This is a genomic window from Methanolobus chelungpuianus (assembly GCF_024500045.1).
GTDB lineage: Archaea > Halobacteriota > Methanosarcinia > Methanosarcinales > Methanosarcinaceae > Methanolobus > Methanolobus chelungpuianus.
This window is the reverse complement of record NZ_JTEO01000010.1, coordinates 51,124-75,340: the sequence shown is the minus strand read 5'-3', so window position 1 is coordinate 75,340 and position 24,217 is coordinate 51,124. Positions and strand designations below refer to the sequence as shown.

At 46.5% G+C, this 24,217-nt stretch carries 16 protein-coding genes and 2 pseudogenes; 9 read left to right on the top strand and 9 right to left on the bottom strand.

The annotated features are described in order from the left end of the window. Nucleotides 1-266: 266 nt before the first annotated feature. The 3 genes from PV02_RS12370 to PV02_RS12360 all read right to left on the bottom strand — a co-directional run bounded on the left by PV02_RS12370 (nt 267) and on the right by PV02_RS12360 (nt 5,368). Nucleotides 267-809: a pyruvoyl-dependent arginine decarboxylase gene (locus PV02_RS12370; protein ID WP_256623722.1), complete on the bottom strand. Its 543-nt coding sequence runs from the start codon at nt 807-809 to the stop codon at nt 267-269. Nucleotides 810-1,042: 233 nt separating this feature from the next. Further along, nucleotides 1,043-4,528 (bottom strand): nitric oxide reductase activation protein NorD, encoded by a 3,486-nt coding sequence (locus PV02_RS12365; RefSeq protein ID WP_256623721.1) that lies wholly within the window; start codon nt 4,526-4,528, stop codon nt 1,043-1,045. A 9-nt stretch (nt 4,529-4,537) separates the two neighbouring features. Further along, nucleotides 4,538-5,368 (bottom strand): CbbQ/NirQ/NorQ/GpvN family protein, encoded by an 831-nt coding sequence (locus PV02_RS12360; protein WP_256623720.1) that lies wholly within the window; start codon nt 5,366-5,368, stop codon nt 4,538-4,540. Nucleotides 5,369-5,647: 279 nt separating this feature from the next. Here PV02_RS12360 and PV02_RS12355 point away from each other — a divergent pair, with 279 nt between their 5' ends. Continuing rightward, a complete protein-coding gene (locus PV02_RS12355) occupies nt 5,648-6,691 on the top strand; it encodes a hypothetical protein (protein ID WP_256623719.1) in 1,044 nt (347 codons plus the stop codon). Between the two features lie 93 nt (nt 6,692-6,784). On the opposite strand, the gene PV02_RS12350 is transcribed toward PV02_RS12355, so the two are convergent. The 3 genes from PV02_RS12350 to PV02_RS12340 all read right to left on the bottom strand — a co-directional run bounded on the left by PV02_RS12350 (nt 6,785) and on the right by PV02_RS12340 (nt 9,906). Continuing rightward, nucleotides 6,785-7,129 carry a cupin domain-containing protein gene (locus PV02_RS12350; protein WP_256623718.1) on the bottom strand — a complete coding sequence of 115 codons (345 nt, stop codon included), beginning with the start codon at nt 7,127-7,129 and terminating at the stop codon, nt 6,785-6,787. 353 nt (nt 7,130-7,482) lie between these two features. Further along, a complete protein-coding gene (locus PV02_RS12345) occupies nt 7,483-8,625 on the bottom strand; it encodes an AlbA family DNA-binding domain-containing protein (protein ID WP_256623717.1) in 1,143 nt (380 codons plus the stop codon). Nucleotides 8,626-8,757: 132 nt separating this feature from the next. Beyond that, nucleotides 8,758-9,906 (bottom strand): PQQ-dependent sugar dehydrogenase, encoded by a 1,149-nt coding sequence (locus PV02_RS12340; RefSeq protein ID WP_256623716.1) that lies wholly within the window; start codon nt 9,904-9,906, stop codon nt 8,758-8,760. A 171-nt stretch (nt 9,907-10,077) separates the two neighbouring features. On the opposite strand from PV02_RS12340, the gene PV02_RS12335 reads away from it, so the two are divergent. After that, on the top strand, nt 10,078-12,870 hold the full coding sequence (locus PV02_RS12335; RefSeq protein WP_256623715.1) for a DEAD/DEAH box helicase: 2,793 nt from the start codon (nt 10,078-10,080) through the stop codon (nt 12,868-12,870). A gap of 37 nt (nt 12,871-12,907) precedes the next feature. On the opposite strand, the gene PV02_RS12330 is transcribed toward PV02_RS12335, so the two are convergent. Further along, entirely contained in the window at nt 12,908-13,333 is a 426-nt protein-coding gene (locus tag PV02_RS12330; RefSeq protein ID WP_256623714.1) for an FKBP-type peptidyl-prolyl cis-trans isomerase, read from the bottom strand. A 707-nt stretch (nt 13,334-14,040) separates the two neighbouring features. On the opposite strand from PV02_RS12330, the gene PV02_RS13320 reads away from it, so the two are divergent. Next, nucleotides 14,041-14,850: a helix-turn-helix transcriptional regulator gene (locus tag PV02_RS13320; protein WP_256623713.1), complete on the top strand. Its 810-nt coding sequence runs from the start codon at nt 14,041-14,043 to the stop codon at nt 14,848-14,850. A 483-nt stretch (nt 14,851-15,333) separates the two neighbouring features. Here the strand turns inward: PV02_RS13320 and PV02_RS12320 are convergent, their stop codons facing one another. Together PV02_RS12320 and PV02_RS12315 are read right to left on the bottom strand one after the other, a co-directional pair. Then, nucleotides 15,334-16,113, bottom strand: a complete 780-nt coding sequence (locus PV02_RS12320) for a helix-turn-helix transcriptional regulator (RefSeq protein WP_256623712.1) — start codon at nt 16,111-16,113, stop codon at nt 15,334-15,336. 21 nt (nt 16,114-16,134) lie between these two features. Continuing rightward, on the bottom strand, nt 16,135-16,914 hold the full coding sequence (locus tag PV02_RS12315) for a helix-turn-helix transcriptional regulator (RefSeq protein WP_256623711.1): 780 nt from the start codon (nt 16,912-16,914) through the stop codon (nt 16,135-16,137). Nucleotides 16,915-17,677: 763 nt separating this feature from the next. Here PV02_RS12315 and PV02_RS12310 point away from each other — a divergent pair. From PV02_RS12310 to mttB, 6 genes and pseudogenes are all read left to right on the top strand, one after another. After that, complete coding sequence (locus PV02_RS12310) at nt 17,678-18,325, top strand: methyltransferase cognate corrinoid protein (RefSeq protein WP_256623710.1); 648 nt, start codon at nt 17,678-17,680, stop codon at nt 18,323-18,325. A gap of 19 nt (nt 18,326-18,344) precedes the next feature. After that, a pseudogene (gene mtbB / locus PV02_RS12305) lies at nt 18,345-19,730 on the top strand ([dimethylamine--corrinoid protein] Co-methyltransferase). A 167-nt stretch (nt 19,731-19,897) separates the two neighbouring features. Next, complete coding sequence (locus PV02_RS12300) at nt 19,898-20,953, top strand: hypothetical protein (RefSeq protein ID WP_256623709.1); 1,056 nt, start codon at nt 19,898-19,900, stop codon at nt 20,951-20,953. A 33-nt stretch (nt 20,954-20,986) separates the two neighbouring features. Then, nucleotides 20,987-21,274: a hypothetical protein gene (locus PV02_RS12295; RefSeq protein WP_256623708.1), complete on the top strand. Its 288-nt coding sequence runs from the start codon at nt 20,987-20,989 to the stop codon at nt 21,272-21,274. A 177-nt stretch (nt 21,275-21,451) separates the two neighbouring features. Next, nucleotides 21,452-22,552, top strand: coding sequence for a DMT family transporter (locus tag PV02_RS12290; RefSeq protein ID WP_256623707.1), 1,101 nt, complete (start codon nt 21,452-21,454; stop codon nt 22,550-22,552). Between the two features lie 177 nt (nt 22,553-22,729). Continuing rightward, nucleotides 22,730-24,190: pseudogene (gene mttB / locus PV02_RS12285) on the top strand ([trimethylamine--corrinoid protein] Co-methyltransferase). The last annotated feature ends 27 nt before the right edge of the window (nt 24,191-24,217 follow it).

Here is a 24,217-nt window from a genome sequence, read left to right as displayed (position 1 = left end):
GAGATTGTTCTTTGTTCTGAATGTGTAGCGTGTGCTGTACATGACTTTCATTATACTCCGGCTGGTTCAGCAGCTAGGATAAGGCCATAGCAGGCATGGCATAGATGAAATAATATTAGTAAATTTATCGTTGATTCATATAAATTCGTTTTTCCAGAAATGGAAGAGAAGATGTGTGATCTATCAAAAAAAGGCAGATCGGGAAATTGATGCTCTTTAGGGATCCCAAAGAATATTGCCCGCCATTAAAATCACTTATGTTGATACTATTCGATGAACACCATGGCGGCTACCACGGTCGTCCACTTGCCGTCGGCGTCACCATGGGCTGTCTGGCAATAGTGTGTAGTATCAATTATGTGACCGCTCGCCTTGTACACCTGCTCTCTCTCGTGCCAGGCAGAATCAGCATCAAACTCGACACCCAGGGTCGTTGCGAGCATTGTTGCAGCCAGGTCTTCAGCGTATTCCCCTGCCTTTGTTTCATCCTCGCCATAGGAGTGATGCTCGGATATGTACCCGTAGTTCTTTTCATTGACCGGGACAGCAGTGCCCACCGCCGCTGATACTAGCCTGTGGGGCTCGTTAGTATCGTTACGTGCCAGTACGCAGTGTACGATCTCACCGGCTGCTATCTCATTAAGACCCTCATCCTTTGGTACTATCTTGCAGTTAGGTGGAAGAATACTGGAAACGGTGACAAGATTGAACTTTTCGATCTGTGCGGCCCTTAAAGCCAGCTCGAAAGATGCCAGCCTGTCTTTGTGTACTCCGAAGCCTTTGGTTAAAAATGCTCTTTTAGGTGCCATATCAATCACTTTGTATACGTAAACTGTTTAATCGCTATATATAATGTAATTTGATTCATTTCTCTATATAAGCCTATTTTATCGGCCTGCTGGCTGAACAGAGGGCTTATATGTCAAATCAACGTCCATCTGCCGGATTCGAATGTCAGAATAACAAGTATCCTACAAACATTTGAGTGTCTGATGTAGTATATGTCCCTGCTATAAATACTTTAAGCCCGGCACTTGCTATCTCATGTGGTTATTCTCTTATACAGTAACGGGAGGCTTTCTGGCAGTACCCTTGCATCGTCCATTATCGTATATCCCACATCAGAGAAGATATTGTCCAGGTATTCACCCGGGTTGTTATCAACAGTGATACAGAAGAAATGTATCTCCCTGGCTCTTACTTCCTGGATGGCCATCCTTGTGTCCTCTTCTGCAAGACGGCCCTGGTAAGCGCCCTCCCCTGTGCATGTATCATAGGGCTCCCCGTCAGAGAGCAACACCATTATCTTGCTTCGTGCGTTTACCTGATCAAGTTTGGTAATGGAATGCCTGATAGCAGGTCCAAGCCTTGTATTTGCCACCGGCTCCAAGAGGCTGATCCTGCGTGCAACATCACCAGAAAGCCCTTCATCGAACTCCTTTATAATGAAATACTCCACGTCTTCCCTGGTATTCCCGGAGAATGCATATATTGCGTACTTATCACCAATGCTCTCCAGTGCCTGGATCATGACAATGAGAGCATCCTTTTCAACATCCACGATACTCCTGCCCTCCATGCCAAGCACCTTCCGGGTGGAAGCGCTCACATCCAGAAGGAAGAGAGTAGCTACATCTCTTTCATGCTTGTCCCATCTTATATAGAGTCCCTCGTCCGGGTTAATGCCGCTCTTGCGGTCTATCCGGGAATCTATGAATGCATCGATATCCAGCTCCGTGCCGTCGGTCTGCTTCCGCATCCTGTGGAACGCTTCAGGCTTCATCCTGCTGAAAACACGCCTGATGAGTGCTATCTCGTTCCTGTAGCGTTCCGAAGCCTCCCTGTAATAGTCGGCTGATACGCCCACAGGCTCCACCTCGTTCACAGTGCACCAGTCTGACCTGTAATCGCCAATAGTAGTGTCCCATTCGTCGTACCTGTAGGTACCGCGTATCTTCCAGTCCCGGTCCCTGGCATAACTGGACCTTTCCCTCACCTTCTCTTCCTTAGGTCGCTCCTGTTCTGCTGTCAGGTCTTCCTGGCTTTCCGGAATGAACTTCCGGATGATGTTCTCGTGTGCCCTGCTGGCAAGGGGCTCTTTATCACCGTAGGTGCCCAAGCCCATTCCTCTGTATTCTATGTTCTTCAGGACTTCGTATTCCCTTGATCCGAGAGGTCCGTAATCTTCGTCAAGCAGGCTGTATATCTCGAAAGTAAGTTCCAGGCAATCAAGTATCGATGAACCCTGTACCAGGATCTTTTCCTGCAGCCGGCTACGCACTTTATCTGCTATCCGGGCTGTACCAGTACTAAGTGTGAACGCAGGTTCATGGCCTGCTGAGAGCCAGAGCAGCATCTCCATCGTCTCTTCAAGATCGCTCTCAAGAACCGGCCTTTTCAGGAGCATCTGGTGCCTGGTGCTTTCAAGGTCCGAGCGAACACCCTTATAAGAATCCATTATCCTGTACTCCACCCTTGCATCCTCAAGCACTCCTAATATAGTTGCTGCCAGTGGCTCGTTAGGGAAAAGGGCTATAATGTCCGCTATATCCACGCTCTCTGTTGCTTCCCGTATCTTCTCCCGGTGTATCCGGGCCATATATGTGGTCCCATTCTTTTCTTTATCATACTGCCTTTCGATACTCTCGATAAGGCCGGAAGATGATTCGAGAGAAACTTCCATTGAACTGAACTGCGCATGGCCTACCTCATGCATGACGCTCAGCTTGTATATCCTGAAATTATCCTCGAAACCACCGAACCTTTTGATCCTCGGGGCAAGGTATATGGTCCTTCCTGCTACGACCGGGTTGATGGATTCCGCATCTTCCTCCAGCTGCAGTGCTTTTCTTGAAAGGATGCTGAAATTGACCCCCGACAGTCCGAGTGCATAGTACCGGAGAACAGGTGCGACCTTCTGAAGGTTCACAGATCCTGTAAGATCCTCAACGAAGTCCCTTGAGCTTTTGGACCTGAGGGTAAAATAGGGTCTTCCAAGCATGGGATTCTCCTCCATTATTTCCAGTCCCTTCAGTGCCCACTCTTCCACTTCGGAGACCCCTATGTCTTTCATGAGCAGGGGTGAATAAGAGAAATAGTCCACTGCCAGTTTCCCGGCACGCTCGTACACCCTGATGCCTGTACCTGCCCATCTTCTTATGTCCTCAACCCCTATCTTCTCCACAACATGGGGCAGATTGTCAAAAAAAGCTCCTGCAAGCAGCCAGTCCTTTTCGAGCAGCTTATTGGCCATCCTGCAAATATCGCTATGGTAGGAAGGTTCTATCTTCCTCAGCGCTGACAGGGAATTCCTGAAATATCCGGAACCATAGGTGGAATTCTTCTCCGAGATGGCGATCCCTGTGTTAACCCACTCCAGGAAATTATCCTTCTTAAGCAGCTTTAAGGCCTCGACAGAGTTCTCAAAATAAGCTTCCAGGCATTCGTGGCTGGCAAGCGCAAGCCTGATTCCCACATCGAGCAACAGGGACCTTTCATCCCGGCTGATACTGGCCGCCTTCTTTCCCATACCCTTGAAACTGCTGTAAATATAGGCACTGAAAGCATCCTTCTCCTGAAGAGAGCTCTTTCCTTTGTTCACCCATTCCTCGATCTCACCCATTTCAAGGTGGTATGCAATCTCCGGGCTCCAGTTGGAGAAAGATATTGAAGCTTCCGCGTCCTTCTCCGCAATACCGTAGGCTATGTATGCCCAGCTGTGCAGGTCCCTGTCTGCCAGCTTGCCGGTGATGTAGGGAGCATTCCTGAAGAGCGCAAGCGCAGCAGCTCCGCCGTGCACGAGGAATGCTTCAAGTTCCCTTAGCACACTTCCTCTCCTGTGAACAGGAACGGCTGAGAGTATGCCCGATGTCGCATTTATTATGTCGACCGCTGCCAGCCATTGCATCTCGCTCGTGCGCTCTATGATATTGCACCAAAGACGGAAATCCTCGCCCCTTAACAGGGGCTGTATCTGAGGGAGGTTCCTGAAGTATTCCTCTGCTACATTCACGTTTGAATCTGCAAAGTCCCTGCCGATTGAAACAAGGTGCCTGAAGTTCTCAAAGTCAGTTGAGACAATGGTGTGGCCCGTATATTTGAAATAGGCGATAGCAAGCCATTTGCTCTTCCCGGCGTAGGATATTCCCAGGTTGGTCCACGTTTCAAGCATTGGAAGCCTGCCTTTACTGATAATTCCCGCAGAAGACTCAAAGAACCCTTCACAGCAGGATATACTCAGCACAGATACTTTACGGGCTATAAGAAGCCATTTATGGAAATCTTCTTCAGGGAGCAGCCTGTAAACCCCGGGCGCCGCCCTGAGATAAGCCATGAGGACCCTTAAGCCCCTCTTCATCACTCTGGCACCGGGATTAAGGATAGCCTCAAGTTCACGCTTCCTGAAACCTTCAAATCCTCCGGTCAGCCCTGCAATATCCCTGCTGTCCAGCTTCGGGAAGCGGGAGCCTATAAGTGCTGCAACACCTTCTTCGGTCAGATGTTCCTCGGCACCGGCATCTGATACCACTGGCGGATCTCACTCCAGGATCGCTGCTATTATTTCGTCGATGCTCTTCTGGAGGTCGGGATTATCCGTGATAGGTCTCGCCATGGCTATCCTGCATGCTTCCTTTGGCTCGATCCCTTCGTGTATCAGCTTACCTGCATAGATAAGCAGGCGGGTGCTTACTCCCTCCTCCAGCCCATGATGCTTGAAGTTACGTATCCTGTGGCCTATCTCCACGAGGGAACCTGCCATCCTGTCATCAATTCCGCTCTCGTGGGCAACTATCTGTTTTTCTATTTCTGTAGGAGGATAATCGAACTCTATTGAGACAAAACGCTGTCTGGTACTCTGCTTGAGATCCTTGACAGCACTCTGGTAGCCCGGATTATAGGATATCGCAAGCATGAACTCAGATGAGGCTTTCAGGATGACACCCAGCTTGTCTATAGGGATTATGCGCCTGTTGTCGGTAAGCGGATGTATGACCACTATGGTATCTTTCCTGGCCTCAACAACCTCATCAAGGTAGCAGATAGCACCGCTCTTAACAGCTTTTGTCAGGGGTCCGTCATTCCACTCCACCGAGTCTCCCTTGATAAGGAACCTTCCCACAAGATCCGTAGCAGTAAGATCCTCATGACAGGCGACAGTTATCAGAGGACGCTTCAGTTTATATGCCATATATTCCATGAAGCGTGTCTTTCCACAGCCGGTGGGTCCCTTGAGGTTGATGGGCAGATGGTTCCTGTAGGCTGCCGTGAATATCTCCACTTCGCTGCCTACAGGAATGTAATATGGCTCGTTTTCTATAACATATTCTTCCACAGGAAGCTCCTGGAATAATGGTCTTTTATCTGTCATAGGATCACCTCTCTTCATACTGCAGAGTCCGCCTTTCAATCATCTGGTTTCCCTTTTCTGCTTTCGTGTTCATTATTGGCTCTTTTTCCTTATATCTGCTCTGGCAAATGCCAAGGCCTTGCTTCCATGCGGAATACTTACATTCTCATTCCTGCATTGATCGTTTCTTCACGAGTTGTTAAGTAACAATGTTTCCAAATGAACAAAAGCCTGCAGGCCCAATGTAAAGATAACAGATCCAGGTCCCTTAAAAGACATGGATTTCCGGGAGTGTAATAAGTGAAACTAAGAAAAAGCATGATAGTTTGTTCTTTGATAGTTCTTTTATCTGTTCTTACGGGTATGGCTGCTGCACAAATGGCCGAAGGCACTGAGATGCAGATCGGAACCAATGGCACAGGGCAATGGTATCCTGCTGTTTATGAGGACAGGGTGGTATGGACCGATACCCGGAATGAGAGTTTTGATGTCCTTATGTACAACATCTCTACAGGGGAAGAACTCCGGATAACCTCGACTCCTTTCATACAGTTGACCCCAGACATCTACGGTGATATTATCGTGTGGGAGGATAATCGCAACGGGGACTGGGATATTTATATGTACGACCTATCCTCGGGCAATGAGACACAGGTTACGGCACATCCTTCCGACCAGCGTGTTCCTTCAATATACGAGGACCGGATAGTTTGGACCGATATGCGTAACGGCAGCAGTGACATCTTTATGTACAATATCACTTCAGGAGAAGAGACGCAGATTACGACCAATGGAGCAGAGCAATGGTATCCTGTGATCCATGGGGATATTATCGCGTGGGAGGATACCCGCAGTGGCGTATCCAGCATCTATATGTACAATATATCTTCCGGCGAGGAATCAAAACTCACGGAAAATGATTCTGAACAATATCTTCCTGCAATTGACGGCGACAGGGTTGTGTGGACCGACTACCGCAACTTCAACCAGGACATCTACATGTATGACCTTTCCACAGGCGAGGAGATGCAGGTTACTGCGAACACTTCATGGCAGGTTGATCCGGCCATAAGCGGCAACCTTATAGTATGGATGGATGACCGCAACCAGGAAGGAGATATGCCCGGCAACTGGGATCTCTTCATGTATGACATCTCTTCCGGTGAGGAACTCCAGGTGATCTCCGAGGAGTCAAACCAGGTGTATCCTGCTGTATACGGTAACAGGATAGTCTGGACCGACATGCGTAATGAAGAAGCAAGCATCTTTATGTTCGAACTTGATGCGGTGAATACCTCCGAGGCCATTGAAGAAGGCGCAACAGGAGATATAACAGAGGAGTGAGTATCTCCTCTTCTCACCTGTTGTATTTTTCATTACCCTTTTAATTACTCCTTTTTGTTACCATTTTCGTCACTCATTTATCAGATTCTCATTTTACACTGTCAGGCACAGCAATATGGCAAGGTCCTCATCTGCCTTCAGGGAATGGGGCGCTTCTGCCGGCATGAAAATGAAGAGACCTGGCCTCATCTCAATATCCCTGTCGAAGAGTTTGAATATGCCCTTTCCTTTAAGCACCTGCACAACCCCGTTCTTGGATGAGGTGTGTGTGTCTATGTCAGTGCCCTTCGCAAGGCACATGAGCGTATAGTTATATGTCTTTGACTTTGCAAGCACGGTGCTGAATATCCCTTCAGGCGGAAACTGCATCATTTCAAAGAGGTCCTTTGTAAATCCTTTGTCCTTGTCACTACTCCCCATTATCTCGATCGTTGCCAATGTTCACACCACCTGGATATGTAAATCCTGATCAATAAGTCATTGAGACTTTTTATTATATTACTTTAATCGCTTTGTCCTTTTGATATATCGAGTTCACCGCCAACTATGTCACCACCTTCAACGAGTTTCCCGCAAGCACCAGGCCCGGAGCGCAGTCTTCCGGAGATACTGCTTCGCCCGTCCTTCCCGCTTTCACTCTGCGGAGCGCGCTGGCGGCGGTATACGCAGTTTGTGTATTGAGGCGGCCATCGATGCGGTTTGGCCGACGACATCGAATGAGGATATGCGGAGTGGCTCCTGTATAATATACTTGAAGAAGGCTATTTCCCCTAGGATACAGAGCCTTCCTGCTAGTCGAAGAGCCTGGAGTTCCAGAGGCCGTAGTAGTTGCTGACCTCGTCCATGATGTCCTTTGCAATCAGCACGTGATCCTCTTCGAGTTTCCACGAATCCCACTGTCGTTCTATGGATATCTCCTCTGAGTCGCATTTCCTGGCTTCGGGGGATTTGGTCTTGCCGTCTGTCAGGAACGAGTCTATGCAGTTGAAGACCTTCACCATTATCTTGACTTTTCCCATGTAGTTTATCTTGGAATAAAAGGACGCGGTGAACCTGAGGGTCTGGAGGATGTTGCAGGCAAGAGAATCGTCATCCAGTTCCTTGCTTGCATCAGGGCCGGAGGAGCCGCACCTTTTCATTGAATGCACCAGGCCGTTCCTGTGGATCTCTACCTTGTTGACTGAATCCTTGTTCTGCAGGTAATGCTCGTCATCCCACTTGATGCCGAACTTTGAAGGCGTGACCGGGCTGCTCAGGTAGTCCGAGCAGTTCCTTGTCCTGTTGGAATGCAGCTCGGTGAGCTCATTGCCAAACTCGGGAGAGGGCTCGAACATCTGGCCGTCGATCTTTAAAGGAGTTATGATAACATGTCCTTCCATGTTATTGAGCTGGATATCATGAGGGATCTTGTTCTGGCTCAGGAAAATAGCTTCCTCCATATACCTGTCAAGTTTGCCCATACCGAAAAAGCGTGACTGGTACAGCCACTCGATCTCGTTCTCATCCATGGGCGTAGCCGAAAAGTTGTACCTTTTGTAATACTTTTTATCGTGGTTATTGTAGTAGGGCTTGTTCTGGCCTTCAGGTATCTGGACTACCAGTATTATCCTGTCAGTATCGGGAATGGGTATCTTCTTCATCTGGACGCTGACCCTTGGCACGATATTGCTCAGGACGATCTGCTCCAGCCTTTCAGTATTTGTATCCTTGTCGATACCATTGATAGACTGAGGGTGGCCGCCTTTCCCTGTTTCGGCTATCCCGTAGACAAGGTAGCCTCCCTTTGTGTTCGAAAAGGCAGTGACCTGCTTGATAATGCTGGCGTCGTTGAGCTCCTGCTTATAGTCCAGGATCATGGATTCGTCTATCTTCTCATAGCTCAATTCCAGGATGTCATTATAGCTGACATCAGAAAGCAGTTTATCAAACAGCATTTTCCATCAACAGGTTACGTGGTTCGTCAAATATGCATCAATAAAGTCCAATCTAGAGAGAATCGTCAATCAGATAAATCTTTTGGGCTTCACTCAAACTGCGAAAAGGAAAAAATGCTAAGATCGCTGATATTACATGATGCTTGTATTTATCCTGATGATCCTGTCATCCCTGCTGACAGGACGGCCTCTGCCATCCAGATTGCTTGTGAGAAGATACAGGTTGCCATCAGGCCCTGCCACAACATCCCTCAGCCGGCCGAACTCTCCGCTGAAATGATCCTGCAGTTCCATATTGTCTGTTCCTTCCCCAGTATTCACAGAAGCTTCATAGAGAGCCTGACCCCGCAGGCCTGCAAAAAAGACCGAACCGTTGAGGTATGCAGCTCCCGATGGGGCCCATGTCTGCATGCCGCTGTGGATGACGGGTGATTCCATTTCCCCGGCGGTATCATCGCCTGTTATATCCGGCCAGCCGTAGTTATTCCCGGCCTCTATGATGTTCAGTTCGTCCCGCGTCAGGGGACCGTGCTCTGTGGCCCACAGTCTTCCCTCTTCATCCCATGCAAGTCCCTGAGGATTGCGGTGGCCAAGGGTATAGACAGGGGAATCCTGGAAGGGATTGTCTTTGGGAATATCCCCTTCATCAGTCAGGCGCAGTATCTTTCCGGCAAGGGACCCGGTGTCCTGTGCAAGGAAATCCTCCCCTGCATCTCCTGTGGTGACATACAGCATACCATCCGGTCCGAAAGCTATCCTGCCCCCGTTGTGATTACCACCTCCGGGAATACCGTCGATTATCACCTCTGCACCAGCCAGTTCCCTGTCATTTTCGGTGTATCTGACCACTTTATTGAAGAAGCGGTCATCCTCCCTGTAGGTGTAATATACATAGATGAAATGATTTTCCTCAAAATCCGGATGTATCGTAATCCCCAGCAATCCTCCCTCGCCTGTATGCTCCACTTCGTCTATGGTCAGGAGAGGATCAGCCAGCAGGCCTTCCTCGTTATCTATAAGGCGGACCCTTCCCGGTCTTTCAGTAAAGATCATGCTCCCGTCAGGAAGGAAAGCCAGGGACCAGGGTATTTCAAGTTCATCCGCAACGAGCGATGCAAGAGGATATTCCTCACCGGGACCGGATGAAAGGTTGTTGGCCGGGGGAAGGTCTGTTCCTCTCTGGGAACTAAGGCATCCGCAGGCAAGTGCAATGGTAACTAAAACAGCAGCCACTAACAGTACATAAGTTGAAGGAAAGTTACCAGCTGACCTTATCCTCACTTGACCCTCCCCAAAATAAAGAACGCTGTCACCATATATAATATATTGACATGGGCAGCTATTGGCATGGATGGAATGAGTTCATGATGAGCAAAAGCTTTTTGTGATATGGGGATGAGGACTTGCCGGGTATGAGTGTTCTTATGCTCTCAACAACGGAGTTTTTTCTTAATGGATGTCCATGAACTGATCAACAGACTGAAAGCATCAAGAAGATACGAAGGGCAGATAGTCCACATAGAGGAGATATCTGCCAGGGAGCCTGCTTATAATCCTCTTGACCTTAAGCCCCTGATAAGTTATGCCTTAGCTGGGAAGGGAATAGAACAACTGTACACTCATCAGGCGGAAGCTATCAAAAAGGTCCGTGAGGGCCAGAACATAGTGCTCTCCACAAGCACGGCAAGCGGTAAGTCCCTGTGCTACATGCTTCCAATATTTGAGACCATCATTGATGACCCCGGGACAACAGCACTATACATCTCCCCACTCAATGCTCTTGTCAACGACCAGCTCCAGACCTTCAGGGACTTCAGCGACCAGATGGGACTGGATGTCAGGATAGACAAGTTCATAGGCACCATGTCGCAGGCCGAGAAGGATTCTGTAAAATACGGGAACCCGCGGATACTCTTCACCAATCCTGACATGCTCCACATGAGTTTCCTGGCATGGAAGCACCAGTGGAGAGGCTTCCTTTCCAATCTGAGGTATATCGTACTTGACGAGAGCCACTCCTACAGCGGGGTAATGGGCAGCCATATGGCAAACCTGCTCAGGAGACTTAACAGGGTGTGTAGGCTTTATGGATCGGACCCGCAGTACATATGCTGCACCGCTACCATCGGCAATCCCGTGCAACATACCTCGGCCCTTATAGGGAAGGAGGTTTCCCTGGTAGACAGCAGCGATGGCTCCGGCAGGGGTGCTCAGAAGTGTGTGTTCTGGAACCCGCCGCTCTATGAGAACTCGCGCAACTTCACGCTCCGCAAGTCCAGTTTTGGCGAGACTGTGGACCTTTTCACTAATTTTGTCCAGAGCGGCTTCCAGACCATTGCATTTGCCAGGTCGCGGCAGAAAGTGGAAAGGATGTTCGTTGAGTCCAGGAACATATTTGCCAGCCGCGATGTCAGCAGGAGTATCAGTCCCTACAGGGGTGGTTACCAGGGCCATGAGCGCGAGGCTATCGAGAAAGGTCTTTCAGGAGGCGAGATCGATGGTGTGATCTCAACCAATGCCCTTGAGATGGGTATTGATATAGGGGGGCTTGATGCATGCATCATGGATGGCTTCCCGGGCACGATAATGAGTGCCAGACAGCAGGCCGGAAGGGCCGGGCGCGGAAGCCGGGAAAGTGTCGTGGTGCTTGTAGCGGACTCCAACGCACTCGATCAGTATTATATGCGCAATCCCCGGGACTTTTTCAGGAGGAACTGCGAGGAAGCCGTGATCAATGTATCCAACCGCTATATCCAGGCGGGGCATCTGTTGTGTGCAGCCATGGAGATACCCCTGAAGCCGGAGGATGCCCGGCATTTCGGGAATGAGTACGATGCCATTATAAGAGTGCTCGAGGATGAAGGCCTGCTAGGTGGTCTGGATGCTAAACAATGCCTTGACCCCAATCCCCACAGGAATGTCTCAATCCGCAATATAGACAGTGATTCATATACAATGATAGACCGGGCTACCCGGCAGCCTCTTGAGAGGGATATGACAAGGCTGCAGGCATACAGAGAGGCCTTTGAAGGAGCGATCTACATCAATAAGGGAGTGCCCTATTGTGTCACAATGCAGGACCATGGCAAGAGACAGATAATAGTGGAGCAGGCACAGGAAGGGTACTATACACGCTCGCTGGTGTCTTCGGATATCGTTATCAAAGAGACTTTCCACAGCAAGTCCCTTCCTGCCTGCGCTGATGTCAGGGTTGGTTTCGGGGATGTGGATGTCACCCAGCAGGTAACCGGATACAAGAAGATCAGGCAGCGTACCGATGAGGATCTCGGGCAGTACTCCCTGCAGATGCCAAAGTTCACTCTCAGCACGGAGGCCCTCTGGCTGGAAATACCTCCAGAGTTCTCTCAGGCAGTGGAGCTGCATGGCTGTGATCTTGCAGGCGGTATCCACGCCATCGAGCATGCCATGATAGGGATGTATCCTCTGCACCTGCTTGCAGACAGGAATGACATTGGAGGCGTATCAGCTACCGAGCATCCGGACCTTGCAGGCAAAAGCGGCATATTCGTATACGACGGGCATCAGGGCGGGGTCGGCTATGCAGAGAGCGGGTATGGGAAGATCATGGAAATGCTTGAGGTAACATTGAGATCCATTGAAAGCTGTCCCTGTACGGGTGGCTGTCCTTCATGCATCCAGTCCCCGAAATGCGGGAACAACAACAATCCGCTTGATAAGGATGCTGCTATCATCCTGCTCAGGAAGATGCTTGGAAAACCGGACTATGTCCCGCAGAAGAAAAAGGCTCCGTCAGGACCCAGGGAGCAAGTGCGATCACCAGCGCTGGAAAGGTCACGTGAGAAGCCTTTCGATACAGTGAGTGCCCTCGAGAGAGCAAGAAGGAAGCTGCGGCAGAGAGGCAACAGGAGTGCAGCAGAATGGACCGACGAAGGGATCCGGGCCGGGAGAGAAAAGAAAGACCACGCAGCTGCCTATGAATGTTTCGAGGCGGCTTTACAGCTTGAGCCTGATAACGGCCTCTCACTCATGAACAAAGGTATAACCTGTATTCACCTTAGAAAGTACCAGGTTGCCCTTGAGTGCTTCAACAGGCTTATTGCTACAGGACGCCGGCAGAGTTCCGTCTGGGTACAGAAGGGCATCGCGTTGTACTATCTTGGAGATTACAGGAATGCGGTCACTGCATATGATGAGGCCTTGAAGATAAAACCCGGGGATGTTAAGGTAATGGAATACAGGGAACTGGCGCAGAAAAAGATGTAACAGATGTCACAGCCACAGGGCTGTAACACTTGCAGATCTATGCATCAACGACCTTGATGCTGAAATTCAAAGCCTTTCCTGCAAGCGGATGGTTCATGTCCAGGGTGATCTCTTCATCACCTATCCTGGTCACCCTTGCAGGTATCTCCTGTCCGTCAGGGGTCTTCACCAGCAGCATCATCCCTTCCTCTATCTGCATATCTGAACGGAGGATGTTCTTTGGGACCTGCTGGGCAAGGGACTCATCGTACTCACCGTAAGCTTCCGATGGCTCGATCCTGAACTGCTTCTCCTCTCCCTGCTCCATGCCTCTGACAGCTTCCTCAAAACCTGGTATGACCTGGCCGGCCCCGACTGTGAATTCGAGTGGCTGGTCGTGGTCAGCGGAACAATCGAATACCGATCCATCATCAAGGGTGCCTGTGTAATCAATTTTAATAGTATCTCCGTCTTGTATTGTCACTGTATCAACTCAGTATCGTTTAAAACAAGCCTTGACTCATTCCATTACAAAGGAGGTCGCCCACATTACTTACGTGTTTTGCTGAGGGAGGAATCTCTAGAGATAGTAGGAACAGGCGGGGGGCTGATTAAGGAATATATGGAGTGACTTTAGTTATTTCCAATAATAAATAATATTTTGCCTCTGTAAAGTCGGCAAAAATTAATTTGTCACTTTAAATTAAAATGACATTAAAAACTTATACCTCTTTTGATAACACTGCAACACATTAAATTAAGCAGGGTTTAAGTTAAGTAACAGAAAGTCTTACATTTAATTGTGGGCGCGAGGAGTAACGCGCGGGTTATCAACAGACGTAAACAGACGTATTTACTGAGACATTGGGGAATGTTTCGGACCGAAGGGAAGAGGCACCTGAAGCGTGGTGGCAGAGGGTGCCTCGGTCTACCTTTCAGATTTTCATTAAGTTTCTCACATTTTAGTTACGTTTCTATACTTCATCACATTTTGATCAGTATTAATCCGTTTGAAACTCAACTATCGGAATAAGGTATTTACTGCTCTTTGAGCAGGGTAAAGGATGCTTCATTTAACATTTGGTGAACTTTAACTGCCTTCATTATCAGAACTTCTGCTCGTTTTAAGTATCTGCGCCCACATACTTGATTTGGGATGGGGATGATGAGTTTTGGGGAAACGTGCTGATAGTGAGTGAGCAACTTATCGATATTATATTCTCATGCGAGGAGAGGAAGAAGATACTTCTTTTCCTGAAGAGCGGACCTCAGGAGACGGAATTTATCCTCGAGTCGCTTGAAACAGGCAGACAGGCTTTACTTCCGCATCTGAGTGTCCTGGAAGATAGTTTTCTTGTTACCCGGTTTGGGGACATGTGGGAATTAACGACCATAGGACAATTAATGGTCAGCAAGATGATCTCTTTGTTAAGCACTGCAGATGTCCTGGACAGTGGCATTGACTATTGGGGGACCCATAACCTTGATTTTATCCCGTATCGACTGATAGGAAGAATTAATGAGCTTGGGAACTGCAAGGTAATCGATACTCCTCTTTCAGATGCATATGAGCTTAACAGGGAGATCGTTCAGACTTCCTTCATGTCTGGTTCGCTTTTTGCAGCCACCCGGCTTTTTGATCCAAAGTACCTGGCATCATTGTCCGGCCTTGCTCAAAAGAATGTTGCCATATACCTTATCCTCTCCCGGGCCATGCTCGATAAGGCAGGGACCTTTTACTCAAAAAATCTGGAAGGTCTTGTTAAGAACAGATCTGTTCATTTCTATGTTTATCCAAAGGAACTCGCTTTTCAGGATTTCATGTATAATGAGTACTATCTCCTGCTTCATCTGCTGAAGAGCAATGGAGAATATGACAGCAAAGGCATCCTGTGCTCCAACCCGCTTGCTGCTGAATGGGGAAGGGACCTGTTTGGATACTATCTGAAGGATTCGGCCCCGGTTAGCCAGATCCGACCGCTCTTGGAATCACTGGTGTGATCTCCATTGTTACCTGCTTTATGTGTATCTTAGTTTAATGCAAAATTATAGAAGCAAAGGGAAAACTGCACGAGTTCCTGATGTGGATGGACTGCTGAAGAAAGAGGACTGCAAGCAAGTTCTGCAAGTGACAGGACCAGTTATGTTAAGTCATGCTGATGCAGGCAATGAGAGATTGTCCATGATAGTTGGGTTCATGATCAGGGAGTGCAACAGAAAAAGTTGTAATCTTCAGATCAATTAGACTATATTATGCTTTATCAGGCAGGAGTGATGTTTTTAAGCGAGTCTAACCGGAATAATTCACAAGATTATAATGCAGGGTTCAAAAATAAATCCTCGAAATCAGTCTAAGTAGACATCAGGATTGAAACCCTGATATAATGAAGGGTTAAACATATGCAAAGGTTAATCGAGACGTCATTTGTGAAATGTTCAGTGTGAATATCGAGGATAAGTGGAGCATCCTGTTTTGGGATAAAACTACTTAGCAAAGATTGAAATGTCTTTATAGCAATTAAAGAGATCATTTCCCCATTTTATGGCCGCAGCATCAGAACTGCGCAGTTCCCTATAATCATATTTACCATTCTGGTTGAAGAATATGATTGCCATTTCTTTGTCTGTGAAGATTATCTCAGGCGGTCTCATTTCGTTCTCTAACTGACAAAAGCTAACATTTTTGTTCTCGCTAATCTTTTTCAGCTCTTCTCCAAAACCCTCGTTCATTTTCTCATATATATGTTGCTCGAACACAACTGAGATCTCAATACCTTTCCCTGCAAGTTCCGCAAGGAGTGCAGGGGCTTCCGGATCAAACAAGGACAGGACTATATGCAAATAAGCAGGTGGTTCCATATTTTCTATAAACTGCTTGAGAGGCTCGAACATGTAGTCCAGCGAAAGCGCAAGCAGAGTAGAATTTTCAAGTTCTCCCATCCTCTTTGCCATAAATCGGGGCACAGCCTGCAGATCCCGGCTTACCCAGTAGTCGCTATCATATGAAAAGGTGTTTACCATTGACAGCAGAGGCATCAGAGCATTCACCATGAGCCGCCCGTTGTTGGATAATCTGTAGTTGTCATCGTCCTGGAAAATCAATCCAGCATCCTTCAGTTCCTTAACTGGCTGCTTCAGTAAGTTCCAGTTCATATCAAGGGATTCGGCTATTTCCCCACGACTTTTTGATTCACCGGCTAACAAAAGCATGATGTCTCTTCTTTTTTCAGATAGCATTATTGTATCAATGATAGACGATCTCATATTGTACTTCCGTTTTTGAATCTACTTGACAGGCTCTGAGATGCTTATGTAGTGGCGGCACAGCTCTCTACCCCACTCGAGAGCTCTCTTATCATAGCTCATCAGTTCTTTGTTCCCATATACCCCATTCTTCTTGAAGAATCCCAATAGTAAAAAATTATCCGTCACAACTATCATTGGTCTTAATATATCTTCATCACAGAGATATAAGTGACAATTTGGTGATCTCAGGTGCTTTTCATATTCCAAAGGGAATTCCCTTTTCATTTTTTCCATTATTGACTTTGTCAAAATCATTGTTACATGTGTTCCTTTACTCATGGGTCCTAAGTACAAAGAAGGTTGCAGGGGTGGTAAAAATGGCATAAACGTAAGTACATCTTTAGATGCACCTATGCCTTCTCTTAATTGTACAGGGCAATCACATATGTCGTCAAGATTATAATTGTAAATTGTACTATTCTTCAACTTGCCAATCCTCTGGTAAAGATTGACAGGTATTGCTGTAAGATCGCTGTTTTCCCAGTAATCCGGGTCTATCTCGATAAGTTCTGCTGTATTAATGATATCCTCTAGGCTCTCAAGATTAAGTTTACCTATATTGGACAACTTGTAAAATCCATCAGTTTCGATCATGATTCCGGCTTTTACCATCTTCTTTATTTCGGGGACTATTAGTCTGGAAGTAACACCAAAATGTGACTTTATCTCCTCTATGTCCTTTGGACCGTTTTGTAAATAGTACAAAAGGCTTCTCCTTTTTTCTGAGAGCCAGACGAAATTTATCGGTGATGCCTGCATTTTAATCAAATAACCCAGAGTGTTGATTTACGTTGTAAATAACTAATCTAATCTGTATTTAATTTATTTTCCTATTCTATGTGGGTATTTACCTTATATATGAGACTGTCGGAGAAGTCGGTTTGTATGACAATTTGAATTAATTTTAGCAACAATAGCCAAGAACACACCAACTCCATTTTTGATTAAAGTATTTATTGATGCTGATTCTATAATTTTTCATGACTATGTAACTAGGTGCGCATAGCAGAAATCGTCTTGTTCAGGGACTTTTCTGACAGCCTCTGTATCTATTGCTATAGAAAACATAAATCACACAAACATATACTCATATATTGTGATGTATTACTCTTATTCGCAATCCTGAGTCATCTCCAAAAGCTTGAGTGTTAAGGTATAACAGTTGAAATCAGTACATTTTATCAGATACCTTAAGAGCATTCAATTTACATCAATAGTAGCATCATCGATATTTCATTAATCCCTTTTAAACACAGAGTTGATCACTCGACTAAAAGCATGGACCTTCTGCAAAAGTATGAGACACATGCACTTGGCTGAGTATCATGTAGTTTACATTGTTAAATGTACATGTCATAAATCAGTTGACACTAGCAGCGTCCTTTTTCCTATATACGATTAGTTGATACGGTATATTATATAGCTTACAGGACTGGGATTTGCACAATCGCATGTTCGTGGATATCTGAATTTGCCCGGTAGTGGTAACTTTCCAGCGTTGTAAGCTCTGGAGGTATAAAAAGTGACTAACGATGCAATATTGAGCCAATTAGCAGAAGCCATTGTAGATCTCAATGAGAACGATGGTCTTAAACTGATTGAGCAGGGTCTGGCAGCAGGCCTTGATCCCGTTATAATAATCGAAAAAGGCCTGTCAATAGGAATGCTGGAAGTAGGCAACCGTTTTGAAGATGGTGAGATCTTCCTCCCACAGGTAATGATGGCATCATCCCTGATGACCAAACTCGTGGCAAAGGTACAGGAGCATATCCCCGCAGGACAAAAAGCCGCAAGTACCGGAAAAGTTGTTATCGGAACTGTTGAGGGAGACGTGCATGACATTGGTAAGAACATTGTTAAAGTCCTCCTTCAGGCAAACGGTTTTGAAGTATTCGATCTGGGCAGGGATGCGCCTCTTACTTCTTTTGTAGATAAGGCCAAGGAAATTGATGCAAATGTGGTTGCATCCTCTGCTTTGATGACCGGAACCATGCAGTTTCAGGCCACACTTGAACAAATGCTTAAAGATGCAGGGCTGCGCTGCAAGGTCAAGACAATGGTCGGAGGAGCACCATGCACCGAGCACTGGAGAGAGAAGATCGGAGCAGATGCATACGCCGAAAATGCCAGTGAAGCCGTCCAGAAAGTCCGTCAACTGGTGAGCAACTAATCCCTGAGAGGTTATAGCGATGTCAAAGATCTATACTAGAATGGGTGACGGCAGGCGTGTTGAAATGACACGTGAAGAGCTGAGAGTTGAAATCGAGGATGGCGCCAACAACGGTGCAACCAAAGGAAAGGTGCCCGGCCTTACTGATGATGAACTTGACCATCTTCTGGACATATTTGTTACTCCTGAAAGAGTTGTAAGTGTCAGTCCTGAGGATCTTATTGTTATGAGCACAGATGTAGCACCTGATACCATCATAATGAACTTTAGCGAATATGGTGGTGTGGGAGTTCCTGCAGACACTGTAACAGCAAATATGATAGCAGAAAGGGTTACTGGTCTTGATTGTGTCCAGAATGCGTTCCGTGGAGGAAATGCAAAAGGGCAAAGCGTTTCAGCAATGCAGATCCAGCAGGAAATAGAATCACTATTGATGAACTCCATCAACCCGCTCTTTTATATCGTTATGCCAAACTTCGGTGCATACTACAAACCTGATGGTCCTTTCGAGAATTGTGGTGACCTCATGGCAGCTGGGAAAATAGAGGAAGCAAGACAAACCTACGAGAATATAGTCCCAAGTTCAATCAAAGACATCACTTTTGTAGCTAGAAATGCGGCAACGGTTGGAGCAGATGCCCTTAACATCGATACAACTGCAGCCGCTGGAGATGCGGAGTTTCTTGCTGTGCTTAAGGCAACTGAGAAAATAAAAGAAGAAACTGATATGGGAGTGGCAATTAACATGGCAAACCATTTTGTTCTAGGTATGCACGGAGAACTTGAGTATGATGGTAAAATACTTGCCGGAATGATGCCTCACGATCAGGTAAAGGTTACAGAAAAGGCCGGAGCAAGCATTTGTGGTCCTGTTGTGAATACCAGCACCAAGAAATCTGTCGCATGGAACGTAGCAAAGACAGTGGCTGTCATGAAGGAGTGCTCCAAACAGTCAAATATTCCAATACACCCCAACCTCGGTATGGGTGTATGTGGTGCACCAATGGTAGAGATACCACCTATCGATGCGGTTTCCAGAGCAGCAAAGGCCCTTGTAGAAGTTGGCCGTGCTGATGGTATATAGTGCGGGCTTGGAGACCCAGTGGGTTTCCTCATAACCAATGAGATGTCTGTCGGAATGCACGGAATAAGAACTGCTGGTGACCTTGTAATGAGGATGCAGCTCAAAGGTATGCGCCTGAAGGAAGCAAAAGAATACGTAGCCAAGAAGCTTGGAACGGATGTATTCACGCTTTCAGACGAATATGCAATGAAAGAAATCAGGGAGGAACTTGGCATTGGAACAATCAATGCTGTCCCTGGTCAGCCAAAGGGCCTCAAGGCTAAAGCAAAGATTGCTGAACTGCTCGACATCAAGATTCCTAGTGTCGACTTGCTTAGGTAAACCGGAGGTTAACCTAACTCAATATTGTCTGATATAATGAATAATGCCGTGATTCGGGGAATATGCACATCTTTCCATACTCCACACTTCCCTAACATAAAACCACCTCCTGTGTCTGGATATGCACGTTCTCCGGATTACGACCGATTTTGAATGAGGTAATTATTATGGTAAACTTGAATGAACTTATCCAAAAAGAAAGTAAGAACAGAATCAAATGGGGTTTCCTTATAGGAATAATCTGTGCTGTTCTTTGGGGACTGGCATACGTAGCTTTAACGGTAGTGTGGATGGTACCTCCTTTTGATACTATGTCGGCATTTCCGGAAGGTGCAATGGGTATGCTGGTGGCAGCCGCTGCAATGATGACAGTTCAGATAACGATCGCATTTATTATATTGAGTCTATTCTACCTTGGTGGAACTGGTAAACTTGCAGATCTCCCAAGAACAATTCGCACTACTAAGATTTCCAAATGGTATGCTTTTGCAGGAGCTCTTGGTGGACCATTTGCGATTTATGGTAGTGTATTGGCTGTAGGATATGTTGGTGCAGCATTTTCAGCTTCTGCCGCACTTCTTACAGCTGTAGTCGGTGCTTTTGTTGCCAAGCTATGGTATGGCGAAAATATCACCAAGAGGGCATGGATGGGTATTGGAATCATGGTTATTGGTGGTATTTTTATACTGAATCCTATCCAGACCCTTGCAGAGATCACAAACCCATCAGCTCCTGAAGGAATGTGGCTCGGTTATTTCGGTGCTTTTGCAGCGACAATCGGATGGGGCCTTGAAGGAGCAATTGCCGGTCGCGTTATTGATCTTACAGATTCAGATACAGGCCTGCATACTCGTTTCGTAGGTGAGGTTCTTGTATGGAGCGTTGTCATCTGGCCTATCTACATGTTGCTTCTTGGTCCGGGTGTAGTAATTACGGCCCTTGCTGCAACCATATCAAGTCCTTCCTTCCTCATATGGGCTGCAATTATCGGCCTGACTGCTAATTTTTCATATGTGTTCATGTGGAAGACCTATCCTTTAATTGGTGTTGGACGTGGAATGAGCATTTCTACACTTTATGTGCTCTTTGCCATCATCGGATTGTACGTTTTCATGGGAATTCCAACTGCATGGTGGATCATCGTTGGTGCAGGTCTTGCAATGGCTGGAATATTTGTTATGTATGGCGACAGTGGTGAATCACTGATGGAGTCTACCCGTTAAGATTGAAATTAGAATATTTAAAGAGGTGATAATGTGACAACTCTACCTATGAAAACAAGGCTTATTCAACTTCTTAATGAAGGCGGCGAGTCATGGGACTATGAACTCATAGATAAACTTCTTGCAGAGTACGGCAAGTCTGGCGACTACTGGAAATGGATGGTTCGCTTCTGGATGGTTGAGCTTTCCTGCGGCGGTATATTCAATATCGTTAAAGCGGAAGCAGACGATGGCAGTCACTTTGCAAAAGGTAAGGTGCTGTACAGATACGATATAAGTGACTTTGGAAAGGCACGTATTGAAGAATTACTGGAGGCCTGAACTATGTTCCATATTGAAGGCATATGGGCATTTGCAGGAGCTGACTACGTATATCTCGTACTGATTCTGTTACTTGACCTGCTGGCTCTCTACATCGGACGTACTTTTACAAAAAAGATATGACTGGAGTTGGAGGATGAACTCAAATTCATTCTCTATATTTTGGAGGTAGAAAGTATGGTCGATAATATAGAGGAAATTATAAGAAGTGAGAACAAAAGCCGTGTAAAATGGGGCTTTATCTGGGCATTTACCTGTGCAGTGCTCTGGGGTCTTGGATATGTGGCAATTTCGATGTTATGGATTGTTCCACCGATCGGTGATTTTTCGATTTTCCCCGACGGAAGTGCAGGATTCCTCGTTGCAACCATCTGCATAACTACTGCAATGGCCATAGCATTCAGCATAGTTCTTGCAATTGTATGGTCCGGAAGTCTGGGTAAACTCGCAGATATTCCACGGACGCTTCGAGCTTATAAGATATCCAAATGGTATGTTTTTGCTGCTGCTTTTGGTGGCCCGATAGCAATATTTGGTTCTACTCTTGCAGTTGGCTACATCGGTGCTGCTTTTTCAGCATCTGCTGCTCTGCTCTGTAGTGTTGTGGGTGCCTTTGCTGCAAAAGTTTGGTATAGCGAGAACATCACGAGGAGGGTCTGGATAGGTATCGGATTGATCCTTTTTGGTGGTATCTTCATCTGGAATCCTTCACAGATGATGGCTGAGATAATGAACCCTGCATCTCCAGATGGAGTATGGCTTGGCTACCTTGGAGGTATCATGTCTGCCATAGGTTGGGGTCTTGAAGGTGCTATTGCTGCTCGTGTGCTGGACATGACTGATGCAGACACAGGTCTTGTTGTGAGGTTCATATCCGAGGCACTGATCTGGTCCCTTATACTTGTTCCTGTTTCGATGTTCTTATTTGGCTTTGATGTGATGACAACAGCATTGGTGGGCACATTTACAAGTCCTTCTTTCCTTATATGGTTGACAATTGCGGCTTTGTCACTTGGTGTTTGTTATATAGCTTTGTACAAGGCTTATCCCCTCATTGGAGTAGGACGTGGCCTGAGCATTGGTACACTCTACGTTGTCTTTGCAATCCTCAGTCTATCTATTTTCATGGGAGTTCCCATTGGGTGGGGAATTATCGTTGGTGCAAGCATTGCGGTTATTGGTACATTTGTCATGTATTGGGATAGCGGATGCGATTCCGCGATGGAATGTACTCGTGACTGTGCGCCGGCTGTTGAAGGAATTGGAAGGGTGGATTAATAGCAATTCAAATTTATGGACGGGATTTACGGTGGAGTATGAAAAACACGCTCCACTTTCAACGTAAACAGTCTGAAGGCTGAAATCAAGTTGATAGCTCGGCATTATCCGGGCTTATCGTTGCTTAGCATTAGCTGAGTACATATTTAAAAAACTTAAAACAATAGAGGTGAAAATTTGACTAATGGAATTAAATTCGAACTCTTCGACAAAGAGGACATTGAAGCCATTCATCAGACAACACTTAAAGTGCTGGCTGATCCAGGAATTAGGATTTCGCACGACTATGCGAGGAAAGTTCTCAAGGAAAATGGCTGTGACGTGAACGAAGAGACAAGAGTTGTCAGGTTCCCGGAAGAACTTGTGATGAAAGCAATAAAAACAGCTCCTTCATCATACACTATTTATGGCCGTGACGAAAAATATAATGCTACTCTGACAAGCGACGGAAAAGAAGTAAGATGGACTAATTTTGGTATCGGAACCAAAGTGGCTGATTATAGAGGACCTAATGATTATCATGTAAGGGACAGCACTCTACAGGATCTTGCAAATATCTCTAAAGTTGTGGACTGGGCACCTAATATAAGTTATCTTTGCTCTCCTGTCTCTGCAATAGATATAGCCACCCAGCCGGTCTCCAGGACCATGCATGAAGTGCTGGCAGTTATGGAGAATTGTTCAAAACATATTATGGTAGACCCTGAGCCCGAGAAAATGCCATATTACTTTGAATTAGTCAAGGCTGTCTATGGTGGAGATGAGGAAGAGGCCGTGAAAAAGCCACTGCTTACAGTCGGTTCTTGTCCAACAAGTCCTCTGGAACTGGACTATGCTATATGTGAGATGGCGCTCCAGGCTACGAAGTATGGTATACCAATGATGGTTCTGAGCATGGCTATGAGTGCGGCATCATCTCCAGTACACATAGCAGGAACACTTGTGACCCATAATGCCGAAGTGCTTGCCGGTGTGGTTTTGACCCAACTTTTCAAACCTGGGCATCCCACTCAATATGGCAGTTCCACAACTGCATTTGACATAAAAGGCGGTACAGCCCCTGTAGGTTCTCCAGAACTTGCAATGATAAGCGCAGGGGTTGCAAAGCTGGCACAGTATTATGGTCTGCCTTGCATTGTAGCAGGCTCGTAGGCAGACTCGAAGCTACCTGATGCCCAGGCTGGACATGAGAAAACCATTACCGGCCTTATTCCCGCATATGCAGGTGCCAGTGTGATATATGGTGCAGGTATGCTTGAGCTCGGTATGACCTTTTCGCTTGAACAGCTTGTGATGGACAATGATTTCATAGGTATGATAATGAAATCCAGGGACGGTGTCCCTGTGACAGAAGACACACTTGCCTACAAGGCTATCAGGGATACAGGATTTGGCGGCCACTTCCTTGCGCACAAGACGACACTGAAGAACATCAGTCTCCCCTCCCATCCCTCTGTAATTAACAGGCAGATGATCGGGGACTGGCAGAGAGCGGGTTCAAAGGATCTGGCAAGTGCGGCGCATGACAAAGTAACAGACATACTGCAGAACCATCAGGTCAAGCCTATAGATGCTGATATCCTCAAGGATATGAAGGCTATCGTTAAGAAAATAGACAAAATGGTTGCAGGAAACTAACGGATCGTTAACTGGTAAAACGAGGTA

What these genes read in the sequence shown, in the direction of transcription:
- PV02_RS12370 (WP_256623722.1), bottom strand. Translation starts at nt 809, where the DNA reads ATGGCACCTAAAAGAGCATTTTTAACCAAAGGCTTCGGAGTACACAAA.
- PV02_RS12360 (WP_256623720.1), bottom strand. Translation starts at nt 5,368, where the DNA reads ATGACAGATAAAAGACCATTATTCCAGGAGCTTCCTGTGGAAGAATAT.
- PV02_RS12345 (WP_256623717.1), bottom strand. Translation starts at nt 8,625, where the DNA reads ATGCTGTTTGATAAACTGCTTTCTGATGTCAGCTATAATGACATCCTG.
- PV02_RS12335 (WP_256623715.1), top strand. Translation starts at nt 10,078, where the DNA reads ATGGATGTCCATGAACTGATCAACAGACTGAAAGCATCAAGAAGATAC.
- PV02_RS12320 (WP_256623712.1), bottom strand. Translation starts at nt 16,113, where the DNA reads ATGAGATCGTCTATCATTGATACAATAATGCTATCTGAAAAAAGAAGA.
- PV02_RS12315 (WP_256623711.1), bottom strand. Translation starts at nt 16,914, where the DNA reads ATGCAGGCATCACCGATAAATTTCGTCTGGCTCTCAGAAAAAAGGAGA.
- PV02_RS12300 (WP_256623709.1), top strand. Translation starts at nt 19,898, where the DNA reads ATGGTAAACTTGAATGAACTTATCCAAAAAGAAAGTAAGAACAGAATC.
- PV02_RS12290 (WP_256623707.1), top strand. Translation starts at nt 21,452, where the DNA reads ATGGTCGATAATATAGAGGAAATTATAAGAAGTGAGAACAAAAGCCGT.